This is a genomic window from Pseudodesulfovibrio sp. 7M6 (assembly GCF_050058625.1).
Taxonomy (GTDB): Bacteria; Desulfobacterota; Desulfovibrionia; order Desulfovibrionales; family Desulfovibrionaceae; genus Pseudodesulfovibrio; species Pseudodesulfovibrio salinus.
The window spans coordinates 2,766,693-2,790,058 of record NZ_CP188816.1; the positions used below are offsets into that span (position 1 = coordinate 2,766,693).

At 60.4% G+C, this 23,366-nt stretch carries 19 protein-coding genes; 14 read left to right on the forward strand and 5 right to left on the reverse strand.

The window, feature by feature from the left end; genetic code table 11:
* Window positions 1-30: 30 nt before the first annotated feature.
* Window positions 31-1,071 (reverse strand): PstS family phosphate ABC transporter substrate-binding protein, encoded by a 1,041-nt coding sequence (locus ACI0FG_RS13025; RefSeq protein WP_419785429.1) that lies wholly within the window; start codon window positions 1,069-1,071, stop codon window positions 31-33.
* 298 nt (window positions 1,072-1,369) lie between these two features.
* Between ACI0FG_RS13025 and ACI0FG_RS13030 the strand changes: the two genes are divergently transcribed.
* From ACI0FG_RS13030 to ACI0FG_RS13055, 6 genes are all read left to right on the forward strand, one after another.
* Complete coding sequence (locus ACI0FG_RS13030; protein ID WP_419785430.1) at window positions 1,370-3,529, forward strand: bacteriohemerythrin; 2,160 nt, start codon at window positions 1,370-1,372, stop codon at window positions 3,527-3,529.
* Between the two features lie 17 nt (window positions 3,530-3,546).
* Complete coding sequence (locus ACI0FG_RS13035) at window positions 3,547-4,530, forward strand: 2-hydroxyacid dehydrogenase (RefSeq protein WP_419785431.1); 984 nt, start codon at window positions 3,547-3,549, stop codon at window positions 4,528-4,530.
* A gap of 2 nt (window positions 4,531-4,532) precedes the next feature.
* Window positions 4,533-5,882 carry a glycerate kinase type-2 family protein gene (locus ACI0FG_RS13040; protein ID WP_419785432.1) on the forward strand — a complete coding sequence of 450 codons (1,350 nt, stop codon included), beginning with the start codon at window positions 4,533-4,535 and terminating at the stop codon, window positions 5,880-5,882.
* A gap of 128 nt (window positions 5,883-6,010) precedes the next feature.
* Window positions 6,011-6,790, forward strand: coding sequence for a formate dehydrogenase accessory sulfurtransferase FdhD (gene fdhD / locus ACI0FG_RS13045; RefSeq protein WP_419785433.1), 780 nt, complete (start codon window positions 6,011-6,013; stop codon window positions 6,788-6,790).
* A gap of 271 nt (window positions 6,791-7,061) precedes the next feature.
* Complete coding sequence (locus tag ACI0FG_RS13050; protein ID WP_419785434.1) at window positions 7,062-7,949, forward strand: formate dehydrogenase accessory protein FdhE; 888 nt, start codon at window positions 7,062-7,064, stop codon at window positions 7,947-7,949.
* Window positions 7,950-7,969: 20 nt separating this feature from the next.
* Window positions 7,970-8,878 carry a transposase gene (locus ACI0FG_RS13055; RefSeq protein ID WP_419788393.1) on the forward strand — a complete coding sequence of 303 codons (909 nt, stop codon included), beginning with the start codon at window positions 7,970-7,972 and terminating at the stop codon, window positions 8,876-8,878.
* Window positions 8,879-9,002: 124 nt separating this feature from the next.
* Here ACI0FG_RS13055 and ACI0FG_RS13060 read toward each other — a convergent pair whose 3' ends face one another.
* The 4 genes from ACI0FG_RS13060 to ACI0FG_RS13075 all read right to left on the reverse strand — a co-directional run bounded on the left by ACI0FG_RS13060 (window position 9,003) and on the right by ACI0FG_RS13075 (window position 12,933).
* Window positions 9,003-10,304: a serine dehydratase subunit alpha family protein gene (locus tag ACI0FG_RS13060; protein ID WP_419785435.1), complete on the reverse strand. Its 1,302-nt coding sequence runs from the start codon at window positions 10,302-10,304 to the stop codon at window positions 9,003-9,005.
* A gap of 24 nt (window positions 10,305-10,328) precedes the next feature.
* On the reverse strand, window positions 10,329-11,579 hold the full coding sequence (locus ACI0FG_RS13065; RefSeq protein WP_419785436.1) for a dicarboxylate/amino acid:cation symporter: 1,251 nt from the start codon (window positions 11,577-11,579) through the stop codon (window positions 10,329-10,331).
* 86 nt (window positions 11,580-11,665) lie between these two features.
* Window positions 11,666-12,040 carry a RidA family protein gene (locus tag ACI0FG_RS13070; RefSeq protein WP_419785437.1) on the reverse strand — a complete coding sequence of 125 codons (375 nt, stop codon included), beginning with the start codon at window positions 12,038-12,040 and terminating at the stop codon, window positions 11,666-11,668.
* A gap of 206 nt (window positions 12,041-12,246) precedes the next feature.
* Window positions 12,247-12,933, reverse strand: a complete 687-nt coding sequence (locus ACI0FG_RS13075) for a helix-turn-helix transcriptional regulator (RefSeq protein ID WP_419785438.1) — start codon at window positions 12,931-12,933, stop codon at window positions 12,247-12,249.
* Between the two features lie 275 nt (window positions 12,934-13,208).
* Here ACI0FG_RS13075 and ACI0FG_RS13080 point away from each other — a divergent pair, with 275 nt between their 5' ends.
* The 8 genes from ACI0FG_RS13080 to ACI0FG_RS13115 all read left to right on the forward strand — a co-directional run bounded on the left by ACI0FG_RS13080 (window position 13,209) and on the right by ACI0FG_RS13115 (window position 23,356).
* On the forward strand, window positions 13,209-14,099 hold the full coding sequence (locus ACI0FG_RS13080) for a LysR family transcriptional regulator (RefSeq protein WP_419785439.1): 891 nt from the start codon (window positions 13,209-13,211) through the stop codon (window positions 14,097-14,099).
* 159 nt (window positions 14,100-14,258) lie between these two features.
* On the forward strand, window positions 14,259-14,843 hold the full coding sequence (locus tag ACI0FG_RS13085; RefSeq protein WP_419785440.1) for a cysteine hydrolase family protein: 585 nt from the start codon (window positions 14,259-14,261) through the stop codon (window positions 14,841-14,843).
* A 328-nt stretch (window positions 14,844-15,171) separates the two neighbouring features.
* Complete coding sequence (locus tag ACI0FG_RS13090; protein WP_419785441.1) at window positions 15,172-15,396, forward strand: hypothetical protein; 225 nt, start codon at window positions 15,172-15,174, stop codon at window positions 15,394-15,396.
* Between the two features lie 24 nt (window positions 15,397-15,420).
* Complete coding sequence (gene fdnG / locus ACI0FG_RS13095; RefSeq protein WP_419785442.1) at window positions 15,421-18,450, forward strand: formate dehydrogenase-N subunit alpha; 3,030 nt, start codon at window positions 15,421-15,423, stop codon at window positions 18,448-18,450.
* 12 nt (window positions 18,451-18,462) lie between these two features.
* Window positions 18,463-19,191 (forward strand): 4Fe-4S dicluster domain-containing protein, encoded by a 729-nt coding sequence (locus tag ACI0FG_RS13100; protein ID WP_419785443.1) that lies wholly within the window; start codon window positions 18,463-18,465, stop codon window positions 19,189-19,191.
* 219 nt (window positions 19,192-19,410) lie between these two features.
* Window positions 19,411-20,631, forward strand: coding sequence for an ABC transporter substrate-binding protein (locus ACI0FG_RS13105; RefSeq protein ID WP_419785444.1), 1,221 nt, complete (start codon window positions 19,411-19,413; stop codon window positions 20,629-20,631).
* Complete coding sequence (locus tag ACI0FG_RS13110) at window positions 20,628-22,640, forward strand: ATP-binding protein (protein ID WP_419785445.1); 2,013 nt, start codon at window positions 20,628-20,630, stop codon at window positions 22,638-22,640. Before ACI0FG_RS13105 ends, ACI0FG_RS13110 begins: the two co-directional genes overlap by 4 nt.
* Window positions 22,637-23,356, forward strand: a complete 720-nt coding sequence (locus ACI0FG_RS13115) for a response regulator (protein WP_419785446.1) — start codon at window positions 22,637-22,639, stop codon at window positions 23,354-23,356. The genes ACI0FG_RS13110 and ACI0FG_RS13115 overlap by 4 nt, the downstream gene beginning before the upstream one ends.
* Window positions 23,357-23,366 lie beyond the last annotated feature (10 nt).

The following is a 23,366-nucleotide window of genomic DNA, read 5'->3' on the forward strand; positions in this document are numbered from 1 at the left end:
GACCGGTCTCCTTCGTGCGTGGTTTACTGCTTACTTAAGATCATCCAGGGTCAGGTTCTTGTAGGCCAGCACGTCCTTCTGAACCTTGGCGCGCAGCTCGTCGGCCAGCGGGATCAGGCCGATGCGCTTGAGCAGGCCACGGGAACCGATCATCTTGTCGGACATGAAGAGCTCGATGTACTCGCGCATGCCGGGCACCTTATCCAGGTGGGACTTCTTGATGTAGAAGTACAGGGAACGGGAGATCGGGTATTCGCCGGAAGCGATGGTATTGGGTTCCGGGTACACGCCGTCGATCTTGGCACCCTTGATGCGGTCGGAGTTCTCCTCAAGGTAGGAGTAGCCGAAGATACCGAAGGCGTCCTTGTCCTTGGTCAGCTTCTGGACAATGAGGTTGTCGTTTTCACCGGCGGGCACATACACGCCGTCCTCACGCACGGCCTCGTACTTGTCGGCCTTACCCTTGGGGGCGATGGCGTTGTACAGGTCCTTGTGCTTCTTGGCGAACTTGCCCAGCACCATCTCGGCAAAGGCGTCGCGGGTACCGGAAGAGGTCGGGGGACCGTAGATGAGAATATTGCGCTTGGGCAGGGCCGGATTGATCTGGTTCCAGGTCTTGTAAGGGTTCTTGACCAGCTTGCCGTTCACGGGAACATCGGCGGACACGGCCATGGCCAGTTCGTCCTTGGTAACGGAGAAATCGGGATTGGCACCGTTCTGGGCAATGGCGATGCCGTCATAGCCGATGAGGGCCTCGGTGATCTCGGTGATACCGGCCTTCTGGTCACGCTCGAACTCGCTGGGCTTCATGCGGCGGGAGGAGTTGGTGATATCCGGGGTATCCAGACCGTCACCGTTGCCGAACAGCTTGTGACCGCCGCCGGAACCGGTGGACTCGACGACCGGGGACTTGAATTTGGTGGTGGCGCCCAGTTCTTCAGCAACATAGCTGGAAAACGGGTACACGGTGGACGAACCGACGATCTTGACCTGATCACGGGCCTGAGCCATGCCGGCGCCGAACGCGATGACGGCCGCAGCGACAATGAGCATTTTCATAAATTTTGGCATCTTGGTCTCTCCTCGCAACTATGGTTTAAAAAACGTAATTCCAGGTTGGTTGGATGCGAGATTAGATAATGACTGTTACAACAGAATGAGCCGATTGTTACGCTTGCGTGACATGTTACAAAACGCCGGAAGCCACGGCTCGCAAGGAAATCATTCCAAGGGCCTAGCAGGCTGTGGTACTAGACAAAACAGATTAAACGTGTTGCTATCCGGCGTACGGGCGCGCCCGCAGCGGTTCGAATAAAAAGACCGTGTCCAACAACCTCCTTTCGAAAGATTCCCCTTATCGGAGCACTTCATGTCAACGTCCTTTCGCAATTTTCTGGCCCTTCGCATCGGCATTCTCATTGTTCTGCTGGTTGCCGCGTGTTTCGGCTATTATATATATAAATCTGATACGATGGCCAAAGACATCTGCACCCAACATGCGGCCATACTGAAAAGCCACATCTCGCTACGCCTCGGCAAGGAAGAGCTTTCATCTCCCGCCGCCGTCATTGCCGAATCCGAAGCAGTCGCCCGCGACTTTGCCGACGAGGACATAGACTATGCCCTGCTGCTGACGCCAGAAGCCGCCAGCGAACACCCGAAGCTTTTGGGAAAAACCGATTACGACGGCCTGATCCCGGCCGATGGGGAAGGCTATTCCGATGCGATTCGCGATGCACTCTCCGCCCTCGACATTTCCAGCCTGATCCATGCCCGCTATCAGATCAACGACGACTATTTCGCCATAGCCGTGCCGCAAAAAGACGAGGAGGGACAGATCCTCGGCTATCACATCTTGGCCGAGCCTCGGGAGGCCGTCCAGATACGCATCGACGCCGCGACATCCACTGCGATGCATTTCATCATATTCATGGCAGTGGGTTTCTGCCTGCTCGGCGTCTTCGTCCTGCTCATGCTCAACAGGGTCCTGCTCGCCCCCATGCACCAGCTTGCGAATTTTGCCCGGAGCGTTTCCGAGGGCGACATGGACCGCAAGTTCTCCACCTCCACCCGTTATGAGCTCAAAGTCCTGGCCGATACGATCATGACCATGATCAAAGGGATGCGCGAGCGCACGGCCGAGGCGCAGGAGCAGGCGCACCAGGCTCACGCCAAGAGCCTGGAAGCGGAGGAGGCCATGAAGCAGGCCAGCGCGGGCGAGGAGCATGTGGGCAAGCTGCTGACCGCACTGCAAAACGCGTCCTCCCAGGCCGAGGATATTTCCCACCGCGCCCTGGACGCCGTCAACGAACTGACCCGCGAGGTGGATCTGGTTGCGCGCGGCGTGGAAGTACAGCACGACCGCATGATGGAAACCGCCACCGCCATGGAAGAGATGAACTCCACCGTGGCCGAAGTGGCCCGCAACGCCTCCCACGCGGCGGTGAACGCCTCGGCATCGCATGAAAAGGCGACCACTGGAGCCGAGGGTGTCCGCAGGGCCGTTGCCTCCATCGGCCAGATCGAAAAACGCATTCTGGACCTCAAGGACACCATGCACCGGCTGGGCGAGCAGGCCTCGTCCATCGGCAAGGTGCTGGGCGTCATCACCGAGATTGCGGACCAGACCAACCTCCTGGCCCTGAACGCTGCCATCGAGGCGGCCCGCGCGGGCGAGGCCGGACGAGGATTTGCCGTGGTTGCCGACGAGGTGCGCAAGCTGGCGGAAAAGACCATGGACGCCACCAAGGAAGTGGAAAAGGTCATTATCTCCATTCAGGAGGCTGCCATGGAAAACGTCAAGGCGGTCGAGGCCGCGGCCGAAGACATCACCCGCTCCACCGAGGCTTCCAACGAAGCCGGACGGTTCATGGAGGAGATCGTGGCCATCGTTGAGGAAACCGCCGGGCAGGTGGATTCCATTGCCACGGCGTCCGAAGAGCAGTCCGCCACCTCCGAGGAGATCAATCGCGCGGTGAGCGACGTCAATACCATCGCGGCGGATTCCGCCGAAGGGATGCGCCGCTCGGCCGAGAACCTTGCCAGCATCACCGCCCTGGTCAGCGAACTGGACGCCACGGTCCAGAAGATGGCTGCAGGTGAAGCCTCCTTGGACGGCGGCGGCCAGCTCATGGTCTGGTCGGACAAGCTCTCGGTGGGCATCAACTCCATCGACGAACAGCACAAGAAGCTGGTCCGGATGATCAACCAGCTGAACACGGCCATGAAGGAACGCAAGTCACAGAATGTCCTCATGGATATCGTCAAGGGGCTGGAAGAATACGTGGCCGTCCACTTCGACTTTGAGGAAAAGATCTTCGACAAGTTTCACTACCCGAACACCGAGTCGCACAAGGCCCTTCACCGGCAATTCGTCGAGCAGGTGGTCAACTTCCGCAAGGACCTCAGCGCCGGGCGGGCTACCGTTTCACTGGACATCATGCGTTTCCTCAAGGACTGGCTGGTCGACCACATCATGGGCACCGACGCCCAGTACGGCCCGTTCATGAAGAAGCACAATATCCGCTAAGCCGCAAGGAGCATATGATGAGCAAACCCAAAGTATTCGTCACCCGCGACCTCCCCCGTGAAGGCATCGACATGCTGCGCGAGGTCGCCGAGGTTGAGGTCAATCTCCTGGACGGCCCGCTGCCCCGCGCCGAACTTCTGGCCAAGATAGCGGATTGCGAGGGCGTTATCGGCCTACTGACGGAACGCGTGGACGCGGGATTTTTCGACGCAGCGCCCAAACTCAAAGGATTTGCCAACTATGCCGTCGGGTTCGACAATATCGACGTCCCCGAAGCCACCCGGCGGGGCATCCCGGTATCAAACACCCCGGACGTGCTGACCGACGCCACGGCGGAATGCGCCTGGGCCCTGATCTTTGCCGTGGCCCGAAAGGTGGTCGAGGCCGACCGCACCATGCGCTCCGGCAAGTGGAAGGGATGGGGACCGCTCCAGTTTCTGGGAACGGGCGTCACCGGTAAAACCCTTGGCATTGTCGGTGCGGGACGCATCGGCACGGCGGCGGCCATGATGTCCAAGGGGTTCCGGATGCCGGTCATCTACACCACCGGCTCCGGCCACCGAAACGAGACCCTGGACAAGGAACTCGGGGCCGAGTTGGTCTCCTTCGACGATCTGGTGGAGCGCGCCGATTTCATTTCCATCCACGCCCCGCTCACCGAGGGCACCCGGCACATTTTCAATGCCGAAACATTTACCCGGATGAAATCCAGCGCCATTCTGGTCAATACCGGTCGTGGGCCGATAATCGACGAAGCCGCTCTGGTGGAAGCCCTGCGCCAGGGACAGATCGCCGGTGCCGGACTGGACGTGTACGAGAACGAACCGGCCATGGCCCCCGGCCTGGCGGAGCTGGACAACGCCGTGGTCCTGCCCCACGTCGGTTCCGGCACGGCCAAGACCCGCGCCGACATGGCCGTGCTGGCCGTGCGCAACATGCTGGCCATGCTGAAAGGCGAAAAGCCCGAGACCTGCCTCAACCCGGAAATCTACGACAACTAGACATGCCCGGATACCAAAGAGAGCGCGAAGCACTGCTGACCATCGCCCGACAGGCGGTGGCCGCGGTTTCCCCCGGCCCAGCCCTGCGGGCCGCCGTCCGGCTGGATGGCGACCGGCTGACCGTGGACGGCGAGACCTATGACCTGAACCGCTACCGGCGCGTATTGCTGCTCGGCGCGGGCAAGGGGGCGGCGGCCATGGCCGAGGCCATGGAATCCATCCTGGGAGACCGGCTGGACCATGGGCTGGTAGTGACCAAATACGGCCACGGCCTGCCTCTGGTTAAGACCGAAGTGCTGGAAGCGGCCCATCCGGTACCGGACGAGGCTGGCGTGCGCGGTGCCGAACGACTGCTGGATTTGGCCGAATCCGCCCGCGAGGACGACCTTGTCCTCTGCATTATTTCCGGCGGTGCCAGCGCCCTCATCCCGGCTCCGCAATCGCCCGTCACCCTGGCCGACAAGCAGGAAGCCACCCGCTGCCTGCTGGCCTGCGGCGCGGACATCCACGAAATCAATGCCGTGCGCAAGCATCTCTCGCGCCTCAAGGGCGGGCGGCTGGCCCGTGCGCTGGCCCCGGCCACGGTGGCTTCCCTGATTATTTCCGATGTGGTGGGCGACGACCTGGACGTCATCGCCTCCGGCCCCACGGCCCCGGACAGTTCCACCTATGCGGACTGCCGGGCCATCCTGGACCGCTACCGGCTCTGCCATCAGGTGCCGCAGAGCGTGGAACAACTGATCAGCACCGGATGCAAAGGCGGAATGGGCGAGACCTGCAAGGCGACTGACGACTGCTTCGCCCGAGTGCGCAACGTCATCGTGGCCGGCAACGGCATGGCCCTCAACGGTGCGGCCAATGCGGCGCGTCAGCTTGGCTACGAGCCGGTGATCGTGGACCCGGCCCTGTGCGGCGAGGCTCGCGACAAGGCGTCTGAAATGATCCGACTGGCCGCCGAGTACGCCGAGGGGAAAAAGGGAATCGCCGGTCCCGTCTGCCTGCTGGCCGGTGGCGAGACCACCGTGACCATCCGGGGCAACGGCAAGGGCGGACGCAATCAGGAATTCGCACTGGCCGCCGCGCTGGAATTGGCCGCGCTGGGGGCCACCGGGCAACGGCTCGCCGCCCTCTCTCTGGGAACGGACGGCACCGACGGCCCGACCGACGCGGCCGGAGGACTGGCCCTGCCGGACACCGCCGTGGCGGACAGGCTGAACGCGGCCCGCGCCGCCCTGGATGTCAACGACGCCTATACGTTTCTTGATGCCGCAGGCACCCTGCTGAAGACCGGTCCCACCCGGACCAACGTCATGGACGTGGCCGCCGTGCTCGTTTCGCCGAAGTTGCGTTAGTTCTTTTCCTGCCCCGGCCAGTGTAAAATCCGGGGCAAAAGCCTGTCCGTTGCATCGGGGAGGCCGGGTTGGCTATTCCTCGCATACAGGCGGACGGGCCTTTGCCCAACTCCCCGCCCGGAGGCGATATGGACAGCTTCGACTACGAGATCAGGGAATACAAGTCGGGATTCAGCCCCACTCCCATTCGGGCCATCCGCGAGGTGCCCCTAACCATCGTGCTCAATGGCCGCGAGGTCGTTACCCTCATGTGTACGGCCAAGTACCCTGACTACCTCGCCATCGGCTTTCTCAAGTCCGATGCGTTTCTCTCCGGACCGGAGCAGATCACCGATCTGAACGTGAACGAGAACGACGAGCGAATCATCGTCCATGTGGAAACCTGCCACGATCCGTGGAAAGGACGGACCATGGAACGGTCCATCACTTCGGGATGCGGCAAGGGCACCAACTTCGGCCGCAATGTGGCCGCCATCTCCAAGCGCGTCGTCACCGGCACCATCCGCGTCACGCCGGAACAGATTCTGGCCCGCGCCGCAGAGCTGCACGAGCGCTCAACCCTCTACAACGCCACGCGCGGCTGCCACAATTCCTCCCTCTGCACACCGGACGAGATGCTTCTCTTCCGCGAGGACATCGGCCGACACAACGCCATCGACATGATCTGCGGCCAATGCTTTCTGGACGACGTGGCCGTGGACGACAAGATGATCGTCTCCACCGGGCGCGTGGCCTCGGAAATCCTGCTCAAAACCATCCGCATCGGCGTGCCGATCATGGTTTCCACCGCTGTTGCCACCAGTTTTTCGGTGGAGCTGGCCCGAAAGACCGGCATCACCCTGGTGGGCAACGTCTCCCGCGACAGCTTCTGGGTCTACAATGACCAGGGGCGCATCATCGGATACTGACGCACCCTGCTCCGACTTTGGGCCCAAATGCGTCCTTTCCGCCAATGTTCACGTAAAAAATTAAAATCATGACATTTGCGGAACACCTTGAATTCGCGCCACATATTTTTACAAATATGCCAAACTTGGCATAATGCCACAACCAAATAGCCTATAAAATCGGGTTACTACAAGTTATAGTGTCAAACCTTGAGTAAGTGTCAGACCTTTGGCATGTTCTGTCTATGCACCTAGTATTTTTCCATCTTGGGAAATCCAAAAAGGACTGACTATGACTTTCAACATGGAAACCGCCGAACGGCGTCTGGACAAAAAATTCGCGCAGCTCAGGACCAAATCCTATCTTTCGGGCGAGATCATCGATCTGCTTGACGCAGTGGCCCATTTGCAGCTTGCCGCCCGTCTTGAGGCCGAGGTCGTCCTGCCGGGCGACAGCGAGCTGGCTTCCATGGAAGCGGTCATTCAGGGCGCCCCCCTCGTCGGCCGCGAGCGGTTCCCCTATGATGCGAAACAGGCCGAACAGCTTCTTGGGAAACTCCTGGAGCTGGTCAGCCGGGGCGAAGGCCCTCTGGCGGACGGCGCCAAGGCCGTTGCCAAGGCCGTGAAATCAGGTTCTCTGGTTCCTTCCGAACTTTTTGAACGGTTCATGCGCGACGACCACGCCTTTTTCGCCCCCTGGGCGGAGCGCACCCACGGCGCGCCCAAGACGCTCTCTTTCCTCGCCTTTGCCGCCCTCAGCCCGTCCATAGAGGCGGCTGCCGACGAGCTTGCCGACAAGCTGCCGGAAATGAAGGTCCCGGCCGTGGGCACCTGCCCGCTGTGCGGCAGCCTTCCCCTCATTTCCTCGCTGGAGCAGACGGAGGGATTCCGCCGCGCCACCTGTTCGTTCTGTCGGCACGACTACCGGATCAAGCGCATCGCCTGCCCGGTCTGCGGCGAGGAGGATCAGAAAAAGCTGACTTTTTTCACGGTGGACGAAGAGCCCGGGTTTCGCGTGGACGTTTGCGAAACATGCAAGACCTATGTGAAGACCCTGGACTTTCGCAAGCTGGACCGCATTGCCATACCGGTGCTGGATGATCTGGACTCCCTGGCCCTCGACTATGTCGCCGCAGGGCAGGGATACAAACGGGCAACACTTTCAGCCTGGGGATTCTGACCGGAGGGACTATGCCGGAGATGCATCGAGACACCGCCAAGCGGATCGCCACAGTCCGATTCCCTGACAACACCCGTGATTTCGGGTCGTTGCTCCACGACGAGGAAAAGGCCCGCGCCTATCTCCTTGACCTGGCATGGCCCACGGGAGACCCCTTCTGCCCCCGCTGCGGCAATCACCGCATCTATACCCTTTCCGGCGACAGGCTGCGTTGCGCAGGCTGCAAATACACCTTTCAGCCCTTCTCCTGCCGCTGGATCAACAACGGCGCCCTCAGCCCTGCCGAGTGGCTTCAGCTCATCACCATGTTCGTCGAGGAAAAGTCCGTCCACCAGATGAAGGAGGAAATAGGACTCTCCTACAACACCGTCTACAAGGCGCTGACCGCCATGCGCTTCGCCATCCTGGCCCACGCCATCGACGCGCGCCAGCTCATCAGTTCGGCCACGGGACTGGACTCCTACCTCAACGGCAACCGCCTCACCGGCGGCCCGCGAGAGATGCGCATGGACACCATCCCGGTCTACGGCATCCTGCGCCGGGACGACATGGTCTTCATCGATCTGGTGCCCGGGTTCCAGGCAGAGACCCTGTTCCACTTCCACATGAACTTCCACCTGAAGCTCATCCGCACCGGCAACCTCGTCTACACCGACCGATACAAGGACTACGACGCTCTCATGTTCTGCGGCAACGAATCCCTGCCCTACGAGGTCATCCGACGCTACGACGAATTGCCCTACATCGACGCGGTCAACGACGAATTCTGGGAGTTTGCGCGGGATCGCATCAAGCGCTTCCGCGGCATCTCCTGCCAGCGGTTCCCGCTCTACATGAAGGAGCTGGAATTCCGGTTCAACAACCGCGACAAGCCGCTGGTCGGCCAGTTGGCGGCCTATCTCTGCGCCCTGGTTCCCTCGGTGGAATAGGCCGCGCCCCACCGCAGCCGGGACAATAACTACCGGTGCTCTCAAACGAAAAACGGGAACCGGCCTTGGCCGATTCCCGCTGGGGATGAGGGGTGAGAGAAATCCCCTCACCATAAAACGGTGATTAAACCGCCTTGGCGGTTGGTACCCGTGTCTTGCTGGTCATGATGTCCAAAATAACCTTATCGGTTTCGACCATACCAACGGAACCCAGACGACCGATATTGCCGATACAGGCCTCTATGTCGTCCGCCACGATGCCGTCCCGTCCGGGAATGGAAATCCCCTTCATGGCCAGGAAGGCTCCATTGATGGCGGCCTCGACGCAGGAAGCCACCTTGAGTGCGCAGGAAGTCTTGGCACCGTCGCAGATCATGCCCGCGACATCCCCCACGGTATTGCGGATGGTGCTCTCCACTTCCTTGAGTCCCCCGCCGAGCAGCAGCACGATGCCGCAGCCAGCGGCGGTGGCCGCCAGACTCGCGCCGCAAAGCGCAGAGAGCCTGCCAAGGTTGTGCTTGAGATGGATGGCGGTGAGATGGCTCATAATCAGGGAACGAACCAACGCCTCTTCGGAATCTCCCCGCCGCCGGGCGAAGGCAACCACGGGCAAGGTGGCGGTCAACCCCTGATTGCCGCTGCCTGAATTGCTCATGACGGGCAGGGGGGCTCCCTCCATGCGGGCATCAGCGGCTGCGGCGGTCAGCTTGGTGGCATAATTGATGATGTCATCCGACCGCAAACCCATTTCCAGGTCTTTTTCCATGGAACGCCCCACCCGAAGGCCCCAGTCGTCCTTCAGCCCCAGAGCGGCGGCGGCCTCATTCATTCGCGCGGCCTCCAGGATGAATTCAAGATCCTCCAGAGGTGCCTCGGTGGCGTACTCGAAGATCTCGCGGACAGTCATAGGCCAGTCCTCGCTTATTGCCGCAGCCGAAGGCCGCCGCTCATCAAGAAGGACAGCTCCGTTCCGCTCCACCAGAACAATGGAGGTGTGTTCGCGCGCAATGGCGCAGCGGGCGGTTTCACCAGCCGCAGCCACGGTCACTTCCGCGTACAACAATTCGTTGGTGTCCGCGACGCCGACGTCGACCCTGCCTTCGTCCAACAACGTACGGGCAAGATCCACCTGTTCCTGAGTCAAATCCCGCAATACTTCCAACGCCAGATCCGACTGCCCGCCGGTGACGCCCACGGCCGCGGCAATGTCCAGGCCGGTGGCACCGGTGCCGGGAACACCCACGCCCATGCCGTTCTTAAGCAGGTTGCCGCTCACCCGAACAGTAACCTGTTCGGGAAGCACCCCCAGCGTCTCCGTCGCACGGGCAGCTGCCAAGGATATGGTTATCGGTTCGGTGCAGCCGAGGGCGGGCACCACTTCCTTATTGATGATGGATCTGTATCGAGGCCAATCATTTTTCGACATGATGCAACTCTCCTGTTGCGTTGGTTAATTCCGCACGTGTTCGTGCTCAACCTGCAACTGCCCCTCTGCGGCGGCTTCTTCCATGCGGCGGCTTGCACTCAGCTCGCCGTGCCGGTTGAACAGGCCTTCGAGCATAAGGGCAAGGGCCCCGTCGCCGGTAACGTTGCAGGCGGTTCCAAAGCTGTCCTGCAAGGCAAAGACCGCCAGGAGCAGAGCCACGCCCGCCGGGTCGAAGTTCAGCACACCGACCACGATGCCGAGGGAGGCCATGACAGTGCCGCCGGGAACACCGGGAGCGCCGATGGCAAAGATGCCGAAGAGCAGGACAAAGAGCACCATGGTGCCGACTGCGGGTAAGTGCCCGTAAAGCATCATGGAAATGGTCATTGCAAAAAAGGTCTCGGTAAGCACCGATCCACACAGATGAATGGTGGCTCCGAGGGGAACCATGAACTCCACGGTATCCTTGCTGAGCACCTTGGACTTGCTTGCACATTCAAGGGAGACAGGCAGAGTGGCAGCGCTGGACATGGTGCCCACGGCGGTAAGATACGCGGGACCGTAATGCCTGATAACCTCAATGGGGTTGCGGCCGGAGATGAGGCCAGCCACAGTGTAAAGCAAGGTCAGCCAGATCCAGTGGCCCACCAGGACGATCAGGATGACCTCCAGGAACACGGGAAGCTGACGGGTCAGGCTGCCTTCATAGGCCAAACCGGCAAAAGTGGCGGCGATAAAGAACGGCAGCACGGGGATGACGATGCGGATGACCACCTGCATCATGATTTTCTCGAACTCGCCCAGAACAGCCCGGAACGTCCGGGCGTTGGTCCAGATGGTGGCGACACCCAGCAGCACAGCCGTCACCAGGGCGGTCATAACCGGCATGACGGGCGGAATACTGAGCTGGAAAACCACCTTGGGCAGTTCGCGCAATCCCGCGACCTGCGTGGCGATGGAAAGGTGCGGAATAATGGCGTACCCGGCCACGGTGGCCATAGTCGCAGCTCCGGCGGCTGAAATGTAGGCGAAGGCTACTCCCGCACCGAGCATTTTGTTGGCGTTGCTTCCAAGATTGGTAATGGCCGGGGCGATGAAGGCGATGATAACCAATGGGACAGTGTAGTAAATGAATTGTCCCATGACGTATTTCGCGGTGATAACGACGTTCATGACGGCTTCATTGGCCATCAGGCCGATAATCACGCCAACGATGATACCGAACACGAGCTTGAAGATCAGTCCGAACTCTCCGAATCTGCTCTTGGATGACATGGCTTATATCCTACCTTGGTATGCCGTCCCGACGGGCCTGACGACCCAGCGCAACGGCCGGTTGAAGCGGGTGCGCTTTGCAGTTGCTATTTTTCCGCGACGACTTCGATCTCAACCAACGCATCCTTGGGCAGACGGGCTACCTCGAAACAGCTGCGCGCCGGATACGGCTCTGCAAAAAAGGAAGCGTACACCTCGTTGACAGCACCGAAGTCGGCGATGTCCTTCAGAAACACGGTCGTCTTGACGACTTTCGCCATGGACGAGCCTGCCGCCTCAAGGGTGTGGCGGACATTCTCCAGGGACTGCTTCGCCTGCCCGGCGGCGTCACCCGGCATTTCACCGGTTGCCGCGTCAATGGGCAGTTGTCCCGAAGTAAAGATTAAGCCGCCGGTCTCACATCCGTGTGAGTACGGACCTACGGCAGCTGGGGCTTTATCGCTTTTAATAGCTTTGGGCATGGTATATCTCCTTATCCTTAAAAGGGTTATCGTGTGCTATGCGTTTTTTTCGCATTGCAATAATTTTTTTGTAATGAGAAAAATGGACTGCGTCAATAAAATATTATCACAGACTGATAATATTTTATTAAGCCAAAGCGAAACCGGCACACCCCACTGTTGTGGCGGGGATGTGCCGGTTCAAAAAAATATATGATTACAGAAGGCTACTGTTCGTTCAGCTTTTGCAAATAGCGATAAATAGTGGCCTCCGATGCGACAAGATGCTCGGCAACCACTCGAATGGACCCTTTAAGCAGAAACACCCCATGCGAATTGAGAATGGACATGACCCCCATCTTCTCGGCGGTTGTCATACGCTCCGGAGGAATGTGCGCCTCCGACACCACCCGGCGGATAAGCTCTTCGGTCAACTCTTCCATGGAGCCGGAAAAAGTCTCGGTGTGCGCCGCGTTGATGGATACGTCCTTTGCCTTGGCAGACTCGATACCGGCGGCGGCAATGACCTTGTCCAACAGATCCCTGGCCTGCATCAGCTCCGAGGTATCCATGTTCAGGCACATCATTCCGGCCAGTTCTCCGTTGTCTCCCCGAATAAAATACGTGGCTGAGTGAAGAGGTCTGCCATCACTTGAACGAGTGGTATACCCCATGACCCAATCCTGCTTTTCGTACTCCTTGTTCACCACGAACTTGAGGGCCAGATCCGTCAGTGGAGCCCCTTCTCTGCGCCCGGAAATATGCCCGTTGGCTATGGCAAGCACGGATTTCTCCTTGGCGGAGGTATCGTGCAGCACCACCTCGCAATTCTCGCCGAAAAAAGTACCCAGAAAGGAGACCAAAGGAATGAACCGCTGCACCACCGATCGGGATGAATCGCTTTTCCTGACCAAATCGTTTGCTCCTCTTCGATAAAAAATTAGCAGTAAAATAAAAAAATAGTGCCCTGCGAGAATAATGTCAAATGCGCCATTCTGCCAGCGGTTTCCGCTCCACATGAAGGAGCGGGTATTCCGGTTCAACAGCCGCGCGTTGATCGGGCGGTTTGCAGCCTACATCCGCGCTCTGCCCCCCTCCGAGGAATAGCGCCGCAGCCTCAATCCCGGTACTGAATTCCAGCAGGCAAGACCTCTTGCTTTTCCGCTGGGCTTGTAGAATTCTCCGCCCGATGCACTACAAGGACTTTTCCCTGCTTATCGCCCTGGATGTTCTCCTGGCAGAAGAGAGCGTGGCAGCGGCGGCGGAACGGCTCCATATCAGCTCCTCCGCCATGAGCCGTATCCTCAGCCAGATCCGCCTGCTGTTCGACGACCCCATTCTGGTACGGGCGGGGCAACGGCTGTGCCCCACTGCCAAGGCCGAGTCCCTGCGACCGCTGGTTCGGGAGATTGCGGAAAATGCACATTCCCTCCTTGCATCAGACGCGGCTCTGGACATGGCGAGGCTGGACCGCGTGTTCACCATCCGCGCCACGGACAGCTTCGTGGCCGCGTTCGGGCTGGACCTGACCTCAGCCATGGCACGCCAGGCCCCTCTGGCTAAACTCCGTTTCCTGGCCCAGGGTGATGAAAATGTCGATGACCTGCGGGAAGGACTCGTGGACTTCGACATCGGCGTGCTGAGTGGGACAGGGCCTGAGCTGCTGAACGAGACCTTGTTTGAGGATCGCTTCATCGGCGTTGTCCGGGCCGAGCATCCGTTTGCCGAGCAGGCCGTGACGCCGGAGCGGTTTGCCGGGGCACGGCACATTTCGGTTTCCCGCCGGGGACTCCTGCGCGGCCCGCTGGATACCGCCCTGGAGGCCATGGGACTGTTCCGAAATGTTCCGATAGCGGTTCCAACCTTTGCCGACGCCATCCTCATGGCGCGTGCTTCCGACTTGGTGGCCTCCATGCCGGAGCGGCTCACGCGGGAGGCCCGGCGCGGCATGTTCACTTTCCCGCTCCCGGTCACCACGCCGCCGCTGGTCGTTTCCATGGCCTGGCACCCGAGGTTCGAATCCGACGCTGCCCACTGCTGGTTCCGGGGGCAGGTGCACCGCATGTTCCAGCCAGCCTGACCGGATTGCATTTCCCGCAATGATTGCTTGCGATCATTGCAATTTACTTTCCCGCCCCACCCGGCGCATTCTCCATATCGCAAAACTGCCGCCGCATCTCCCCGCTGCCGTTGCGGGCGGGCGGCCTTCCTTTCAAGCAACGCAAATGGAGTCTGTACAATGGAAACTGTACACAATGAATCCGGACATGCCTTCCCCCGCCTCACGAAAAACGCCGCCCTGCTGATCATCGACATGCAATGCGACGGCCGGGCCATGGTCCCCACGGTCTCCGGCATCATCCCCACCATCGGTGAGGTGCTCGCCGCCTGGAGGCAGGCCGGACTGCCCGTCATCTTCAAAAAAAGGGTACAGCGGGCAAGCGGCGTGGATGTAGAACGCTTCCGCATGAAACTCTTCGAGCAAACCCCCTTTCTGGTGGAGGGGACACCGGGGGCGGAAATATTCCCGGAGCTGGCTCCCCGGCAAGACGAGCACATCGTCAGGGGAACCCGGTTCAGCGGTTTCTTCCAGACCGATCTGCAATTGATGCTGACCCGGCTCGGCATCCAGACGCTGGTCATCTGCGGCGTCCAGACGCCGAACTGCATCCGCGCCACCACCATGGATGCCCTGGCCTATGATTATGACGTCGTGCTGATAGAGGACGCCATCACTGCGCAGACCCCGGCCATTCACGAGGCCAACCTGCTCGACATGCAAAACATGGGGGCCAAGACCCTGCATGCGGCTCAATTGATCTAGGCACCGGCGCAAAGATTCTCTCGATATTGCACTGTGGAGTAAATGGCGAGAGGCAGTCCACCTGCCTCTCGCCATTCGTATTCCACACAGCTCATTCCCCGGGCCTGCCTTGCGGCAATAGCCTGCCGATGCTGGCCCAGCAGGTGCCAAACCGTGGTAAAGAAAACAAATTATGCCAAAATTGGCATAAAGAATAGATAGTTAAATTAATATGTTGTAAATAACACATTGTATTTTTGCTGTGTAGGACTCGGGAGAAGACCGATATCATTGCCCGCTTCCCCGCATTTTCCCATAACGGGTAACAAGTGGAAAAGGAGTACGCACGATGCGCACATCACACAACCGGACCATAGCCTCCTCCCCCATGCCTTTTGCCGGGCTGGGAATGTCCATGGCGTCCGTCCGGGTGGCAAGCCGGTGGATGCGGCCGAAGATTCATCGCAACGATGTAACTACGCCCGTCTTTACCCGCCCCACCCGGGACGCCATGCGGCACCTCGGCGGCTATGGACTGCTCGTGGCCCAGGGCCGCGAGATCCGAGGGCGCTGACGCGCCCCCAACCCAGGAGGTAGAATGAACACCAATCGAAGAAAGTTCCTCCAGCTCTCCGCCGCCGCTGCCGCCGCAACGGCTTTCGGTGGGTTGGGCATCGGCTGCACACCCAAGTCGACCACCGTCGACAGGGCGACGGCCATGTCACCGCAATGGAGCCAACAGACCACGTCGATCTGCTGTTACTGCGCCGTTGGCTGTGGTCTGCTCGTAAACACGTCCCTCAAGGACAGAAAGGCCGTCAATGTGGAAGGCGACCCGGACCATCCGGTCAACGAGGGCGCCCTCTGTGCCAAGGGCGCATCCATCTGGCAGCTGAGCGGCAATGAACGCCGCCCCAAGTCCGCGCTGTACCGCGCCCCCTATTCCAAGGAATTCAAGGAAGTCTCCCTGCACTGGGCGCTCGAACAGATAGCCCGCAGGATCAAGGACACCCGCGACTCGGACTTTACCACCACCAACGCCAAGGGCCAGGTGGTCAACCGGTGTGACAACATCGCCTCCCTGGGCTCCGCCGCCCTGGACAACGAGGAGTGCTGGGCCTACCAGACCATGCTCCGCAGCCTCGGCCTGGTGTACATAGAGCATCAGGCACGTATCTGACACAGCGCAACAGTCGCGGCTCTGGCAGAGTCGTTCGGACGCGGCGCGATGACCAATCACTGGATCGACATCCAGAACAGTGATTGTGTGCTTATCATGGGCAGCAACGCTGCCGAAAACCATCCCATTTCCTTCAAGTGGGTGACCCGGGCCAAGGAAAAGGGCGCTACCCTGATCCACGTGGACCCGCGCTTCACCAGAACTTCGGCCAAGGCGGACATCTATGCAGGTATCCGTTCCGGTTCGGATATCGCCGTGCTTGGCGGCATGATCAAGTACATTCTGGACAACAACCTGATCTTCCGCGAGTACGTGGTGGACTACACCAACGCCTCGTTCATCGTGGGCGATTCCTTTGACTTCGAGGACGGCGTCTTCGCGGGATACGATTCCAAGACCCGGTCCTACGACAAGTCCAAGTGGGCCTTTGCCATGGACAAGGACGGGAATCCGCAGAAGGACCCGACCCTCAAGCATCCCCGCTGCGTGTATCAGCTGCTGAAAAAGCACTACGAGCGCTACAGCATGGACAAGGTCTCTTCCATGTCCGGCATGTCCGAGGAAGAGCTGACCACGCTGTACGAGACCTTCGCGGCCACCGGCAAGCCGGACAAGGCCGGAACCATCATGTACGCCATGGGCTGGACCCAGCACACCGTGGGCGTGCAGAACATCCGCACCATGGCCATGATCCAGCTGCTGCTGGGCAACATCGGCGTGGCCGGCGGCGGCGTCAACGCCCTGCGCGGCGAATCCAACGTCCAGGGCTCCACGGACCACTGCCTGCTCTACCACATTCTGCCCGGCTACCTCGGCACGCCTCTGGCGTCCCAGCCCACCCTGGAAGAATACAACAGGGTACGCACCCCGGTTTCCAACGACCCCAAGTCGGCCAACTGGTGGCAGAACTTCCCGAAGTATTCCGCGTCCCTCCTCAAGTCCATGTGGCAGGATGACGACCCGGCCACCGCCTACAACTACCTGCCGCGCCTCGATTCCCTCAAGGCGAGCGAGTATTCCTGGCTGACCCTGTTCGACAAGATGGACAAGGGCCAGTTCAAGGGACTGCTCTCCTGGGGCATGAACCCGGCCTGCTCCGGGGCCAACGCGGGCAAGAACCGCCAGGCCCTCGGCAAGCTCGACTGGCTGGTGAACGTCAACATCTTCCCCAACGAGACCGGCTGGTTCTGGGAAGGACCGAATCAGGATCCCACCAAGATCAAGACCGAGGTCTTCTTCCTGCCCTGCGCCGTGTCCATCGAAAAGGAAGGGTCCGTTACCAACTCCGGCCGCTGGATGCAGTGGCGCTACAAAGGTCCCGACGCGCCCAACGGCCAGAAGCCGGACGGCGACCTGATGTATGAACTGATGGAAGAGGTACGCAAGCTGTACAGAAAGGAAGGCGGCGTCCACTCCGCCCCCATCACCCGGCTGACCTGGGACGGCATCGCCACAAACGGCGTGTTCGACCCGCACAAGACGGCCAAGCTCATCAACGGCTTCTTCACCCGCGATGTGACCATCAAGGGCAAGGAGTACAAGAAGGGACAGCAGGTCCCGAGTTTCGCCTTCCTGCAGGACGACGGTTCCACCGCCTCCGGCAACTGGCTGTACTGCAACTCATACACGGACAAGGGCAACATGGCCGCCCGGCGCGACTTGGCCCAGACACCCGAACAGGCGAAGATCGGCCTCTACCCGAACTTCTCCTGGTGCTGGCCGGTCAACCGGCGCATCCTGTACAATCGCGCCTCCGTGGACCTGCAAGGCAAGCCCTTTGCTCCGAACAAGCCGGTCATCGAATGGAATCCCGAGACCAAGAAGTGGGTAGGCGACGTGCCCGACGGCGGCTGGGCCCCCGGCACCAAGTACGCCTTCATCATGCGCAAGCACGGGTTCGGGCAGATATTCGGCCCCGGCCGGGCCGACGGTCCATTCCCCGAGTACTACGAACCCCTGGAATGCCCGGTCAAGGAACATCCGTTCTCCAAGACCCTGCACAACCCCACGGCCCTGGCCTTCGACAACGAACACAAGGCCGTGTGCGATCCCAAGTTCCCGTTCGTGGGCACCACCTACCGCGTCACCGAGCACTGGCAGACGGGCGTCATGACCCGCAACTGTCCGTGGCTCCTTGAGGCGGAACCGCAGGTGTTCGTGGAAATGAGCGAGGAACTGGCAAAGATGCGGGGATTCGACAACGGCGAGAGAGTCCGCGTGGAATCCGTGCGCGGGGCCATCTGGGCCATCGCCATCGTCACCAAGCGGCTCAAGCCCTTCACCGTCGCGGGGGCCGAGGTCCATCAGGTGGGCCTGCCCTGGCACTTCGGCTGGAGCTGGCCAAAGGACGGCGGCGACTCGGCCAACATCCTTACTCCGTCCGTGGGTGATCCGAATACCGGTATCCCCGAAACCAAGGCCTTCATGGTCAACGTCGTCAAGGCGTAAGGGAGGAACGACATGAGCAAGACCTTCTTCATCGACCTGACCCGTTGCACCGCCTGCCGCGGCTGCCAGATTGCCTGCAAGCAATGGAAGAAGCTTCCGGCGGAAAAGACCGAAAACTGGGGCTCCCACCAGAACCCCAAGGACCTCTCCGGGGTCACCCTCAAGGTGGTCCGGTTCAATGAGGTGGAAAACAACGAGGGCAAGCTGGAATGGCTGTTCTTCCCGGAGCAGTGCCGCCACTGCATCGAGCCGCCCTGCCTCGACGCCATGACCGTGCCCGGCGCCATCGTCCATGATCCCGAGACCGGAGCCGTGGTCTACACCGAGCTGACGGCCCAGGAACCGGACAAGGAGGCCTTCGGCATGGCCTGCCCCTACAACATCCCCCGGGTGAACAAGGAAACCGGCCAGGTGGTCAAGTGCGACATGTGCAACGACCGGGTCAAGATGGGGTTGCTGCCCGCCTGCGTCCAGACCTGTCCCACCGGCACCATGAACTTCGGCGACCGCGACGAGATGCTCGCCCTGGCCGAAGAAAGACTGGCCGTGGTCCAGGAGAAGTACCCGGACGCGGAACTCGTGGACTACGAGGAGGTGCGCGTCATCTACCTCGCCAAGTCCGACTCCGACAACTACTACGAGTACCTGTCCGCGGAAGCAGCGCCGGTCAGGCGCGGCCCCATGACCAGGAAGCAGTTCCTGGCCGGACTGACCGCTCCCATACGGCGTGTGCGCAGCTGAATCATGGACGTCCCGGCGTGGCAAATGCCGCGCCGGGACGCTTTCATGCGGAACACCTCCGTAGCGCCGTGCGCGCGGAGTTTCCAGGCCCCGGCATCCCTGCGCCGGGGCCTTTTTTTCATTGGTGCCGTAACGGATAGAGAAGGGGGGCGCTTGTCAATTCACCAATAAGAACCTAAGCTTAAAAGCAATATTCTCAACCATGAATCGGAGTCCGAATTGCGTCATTTCCTTTGGATATTTCTACTATGTCTGGTCCTGCTCGTCCCGGGTTGCGACAGCCATGATAGCTCCGAGGAAGTGCCGCCGCAGACTCCCGGCGTCAGCGATTTCGAAATCCGCCTGGGCTCCTCCCTGCCGCTGACCGGCCATGCCGGCTATCTGGGCACCCAGACCCTGCGCGGGGCCGAGGCCTATCTCCGCTACATCAATGACAACGGCGGAGTGCACGGCCGCCGGATAACCCTCCGGGTCATGGACGACTCCTATGATCCGCCCCGCTGCCTGGCCAACACCCAGCGGTTCATTATCGGCAACGACATTTTGGCCCTGTTCTGCTATGTGGGCACCCCCACCACGGTCAAGGTACTGACCCTGGTGGAGGACGCACGCATCCCGCTTGTCGGCATGTTCACCGGAGCAAACGCCCTGCGCCAGCCCTTCAACCGCTATGTCATCAACATCCGGGCCTCCTATTACCAGGAGACCGAGGCGGCGGTGGGGCATCTGGTCCGGGACCTGGACCTGCACAATATCGCCGTGTTCTACCAATACGACGCCTACGGTTTCGACGGGCTCATCGGTGCGGAACTGGCACTCAAGAAATACGGTATCGAACCTGTCGGGCGCGGCTCCTACATCCGGGGCACGCAGAAGGTGGCCGACGGGCTGGAGCGCATCCGCCGCTCCGGCGCACAGGCCGTGGTCATGATCGGCACCTACGACGCCTGCGCCCGGTTCATCAATCTGGCCCGGGACCGGCACTACAACCCGGTTTTCTACACCGTATCCTTTGTGGGCGCGGAGGAGCTGGCCCGCCGCATCGAAAAGAGAGACGGCACGACCGTGCTCATGTCCCAGGTCATGCCCCAGCCCGTGGCGAGCAAGGACGATGCGTCCGCCGCCGCCCAATACGTCCACCTGCTCGCCAAGTATTATCCCGATGATGCACCGAGTTTCGTCGGGCTTGAGGGATTCCTCAACGCCCGCATCATGGTGGAGGGGCTCCGGCGCGCCGGACGTGACCTGACGCGGGAACGGCTGGTGGACGCCATCGAGTCCATCCACAATCTCAAGCTGGGCCCGGGCCTGACCATCAACTACGGACCGCACGACAGGCAGGGGCTGGACACCATCTATTTCACGCGGTTGCAGGACGGGAGTTTCGTACCCTTTGACGACTGGGCCAAGCTGCGAAAGGAACTGGAGGTCGCCCCATGACCTACGGTTCCCGGCTGACGGCACGGTTCTCCCGCATCAGCCTGCGCGAAAAGCTGCTCTTTTCCATGCTGGCGGCCGTGCTGTTCATCAGCGTGGCCATTGCGCTCATCTCCAGGTACATCCTCATCAGCTCGCTGACCCACGAACTGGAGATGCGCGGCTACGCCATTGCCCATTCCGTGGCGGAACGGGGCGGCTCGGCAATTCTGGACGACGACATGCCCCAACTCCTGAGCCTCATCTTCGATGAGACGCGCATCCGCCAACGCAGGCAGCTCATTGCCTATATCTTTGTGGAAGACCAGCACGGCAGGGTGCTGGCCCATACCCTGACCACGAACCTGCCGGACAGCCTGCGGGCCAACACCATGCCCGCCGGACAAAACGAATCGGTCAAGCTGGTCAGCCTCAACGGACAGGCCATTTACGACATTGCCGCCGCCATTCACGAAGGCCTCTACCGCATCGGCACAGTCCACGTGGGCCTGAACAAAAAGCATATCGACTCCCTGGTGGGCAAACTCAGGGTCGCCTTCTTCGGCTTCATTTCCGCAGTTATCATCATCAGCTTCATCCTCAGCTCCTGGCTCTCCAAGTATATCTCTAAGCCGGTATCCGACCTGACCATGCTTTCCGACGAAATCAGCCGGGGGAATTTCGACATTCCCCTCCAGGTAGGGCCGGAGAAGGACTGGGACACGTCCCAATGCCCGGCCTTTAGCAATACGGACCTGCCATGCTGGCACTTTGACCAGTCCCGTAGCGGAGAGACGCCGGGCGAGGTCTACCGCCACTGCGCGGACTGCGCCTTTTATCGCAAGCATGAAGGTGACGAAGTGGTCCAGCTGGGCGACTCGTTCCGCAACATGGTCTGGTCCATCAAGCTCTACCGCCACCGGCTGAGGGAATCCGAGGAAAAATACCGTTCTCTGTTCGATTCCGGCCCGGACCCCATCTTTGTTGTGGAGCTGGACAGCGGCGAAATCCAGGACGCCAATCCGCGCGCCCAGGAGCTATACGGCTACAGCAAGGAAGAGATGCTGGGCATGAAGTTCCTGGCCCTGGGCCCGGAGCACAACCTGGACTGCCTGAACTATTTTCGCGGAGATGGCTCCGGGTGTGTCTATTATCCAAAGCGGCTCAACTACAAACGGGGCGGCGATCCCTTTTTCGTCAACATGCACGCCTGCCCCATCTCCTACCGGGGCCGCCACGCCATCATCATCGCGGTAGCGGACATTACGGAGCTCATCGAAAAGGATGCGCAGCTCATCCAGGCGGGCAAGATGAAATCCCTGGGCGAGATGTCAGCAGGCGTGGCCCACGAGTTGAACCAGCCCCTCAACGCCATCAAGATGGGCAGCGAATTCCTCGGCATGATGGCCGAGGAGGAGATGGAAGTGCCCCGCGATCACTTCCTGGACGTGGTCAACGAGATATCCATTCAGGTGGACAGGGCCACGGAAATCATCAACACGCTCCGCTCCTTTGGCCGCAAGTCGGGTATCATGGAGGAGCAGGTCAACCTCAACCAGCCGGTCAAGGCGGTCCTGTCCATGATTCGCAGGCAGTTCGAGCTGGACGACATCCGGTTCGACCTGCAACTCAAGGAGAACCTGCCCATCATCATGGCGCATTCCAACCGCGTCCAGCAGGTCCTGTTCAATCTGGTGACCAATGCCCGGGACGCCATTGACGACGCGGCGAGACAGCAGGACGGGGAGCCGGACAGGCGCATCACCATCAGGACGGGCCAAGACGAGGACATCATCTTTGTCGAGGTGGCGGATACCGGAGTGGGCATCAGCCCGAAAGCGCAGGACAAGATTTTCGAGCCCTTCTTCACCACCAAGGAGACGGGACAGGGCATGGGCCTGGGATTGGCCATAACCTACGGTATAGTCAAAGATTACGGCGGAGAAATCCGCATTCAGAGTGAAATGGGCAAAGGCACGGTGTTCCGGGTGGAATTTCCGACCATTTCAGCCCGCGGAGGCAGCAAGGCATGAAAAAGGAAAAAGTACTGGTCATCGACGACGAGCAGCCTACCCTGAAGATGTTCACCCTGCTCCTCTCGGCATACGGGTACAACATCGTCACGGCGGAGAACGGCCGCGAGGGGCTGGAAGCATTCAAGCGGGAATCCCCGGGGCTTGTCCTTACCGACATCAAGATGCCGGTCATGGACGGCATAGAGGTGCTCAAGGCGATCAAGAAGATCAACCCGCAGACCGAGGTCATCGTCATCACGGGCCACGGCGATATGGACCTGGCCATTCAGGCCCTGAACCTGGACGCCACGGACTTCATCAACAAGCCGCTCCGGCGCAATGATCTGGAACTCGCCCTGCGCCGCGCCAGCCAGCGGCTGGCCATTGCCAAGAATGAAGAAGGACAGGTTCACCTGGAGGAACGGCCGGACGCCGCCGTCATCAGCATCCGGGGCAATCTCTCCACCCACTCCATTCCCCATCTGGCGGAAGCCCTGGAGCGGGGATCGGCCTTGGGACCGGGTGTCATACTGCTTGATTTTGACGAAAACGCTTCCATCAACGGGGCGGGCCTGACCGGCCTCAAGGAACTGCTGGAAAAACAGCACGCGGAAGGCAGGCGGGTCATCCTGGCGGGCCTCACGGAGAATTTCCGGGCCGTGTTCGAATCCATGGGCATCAGCCGCATCGCGGAGATTTTCGACAACCGGGATGAAGCCTTGGCCTCGCACTGACAGCCGGACA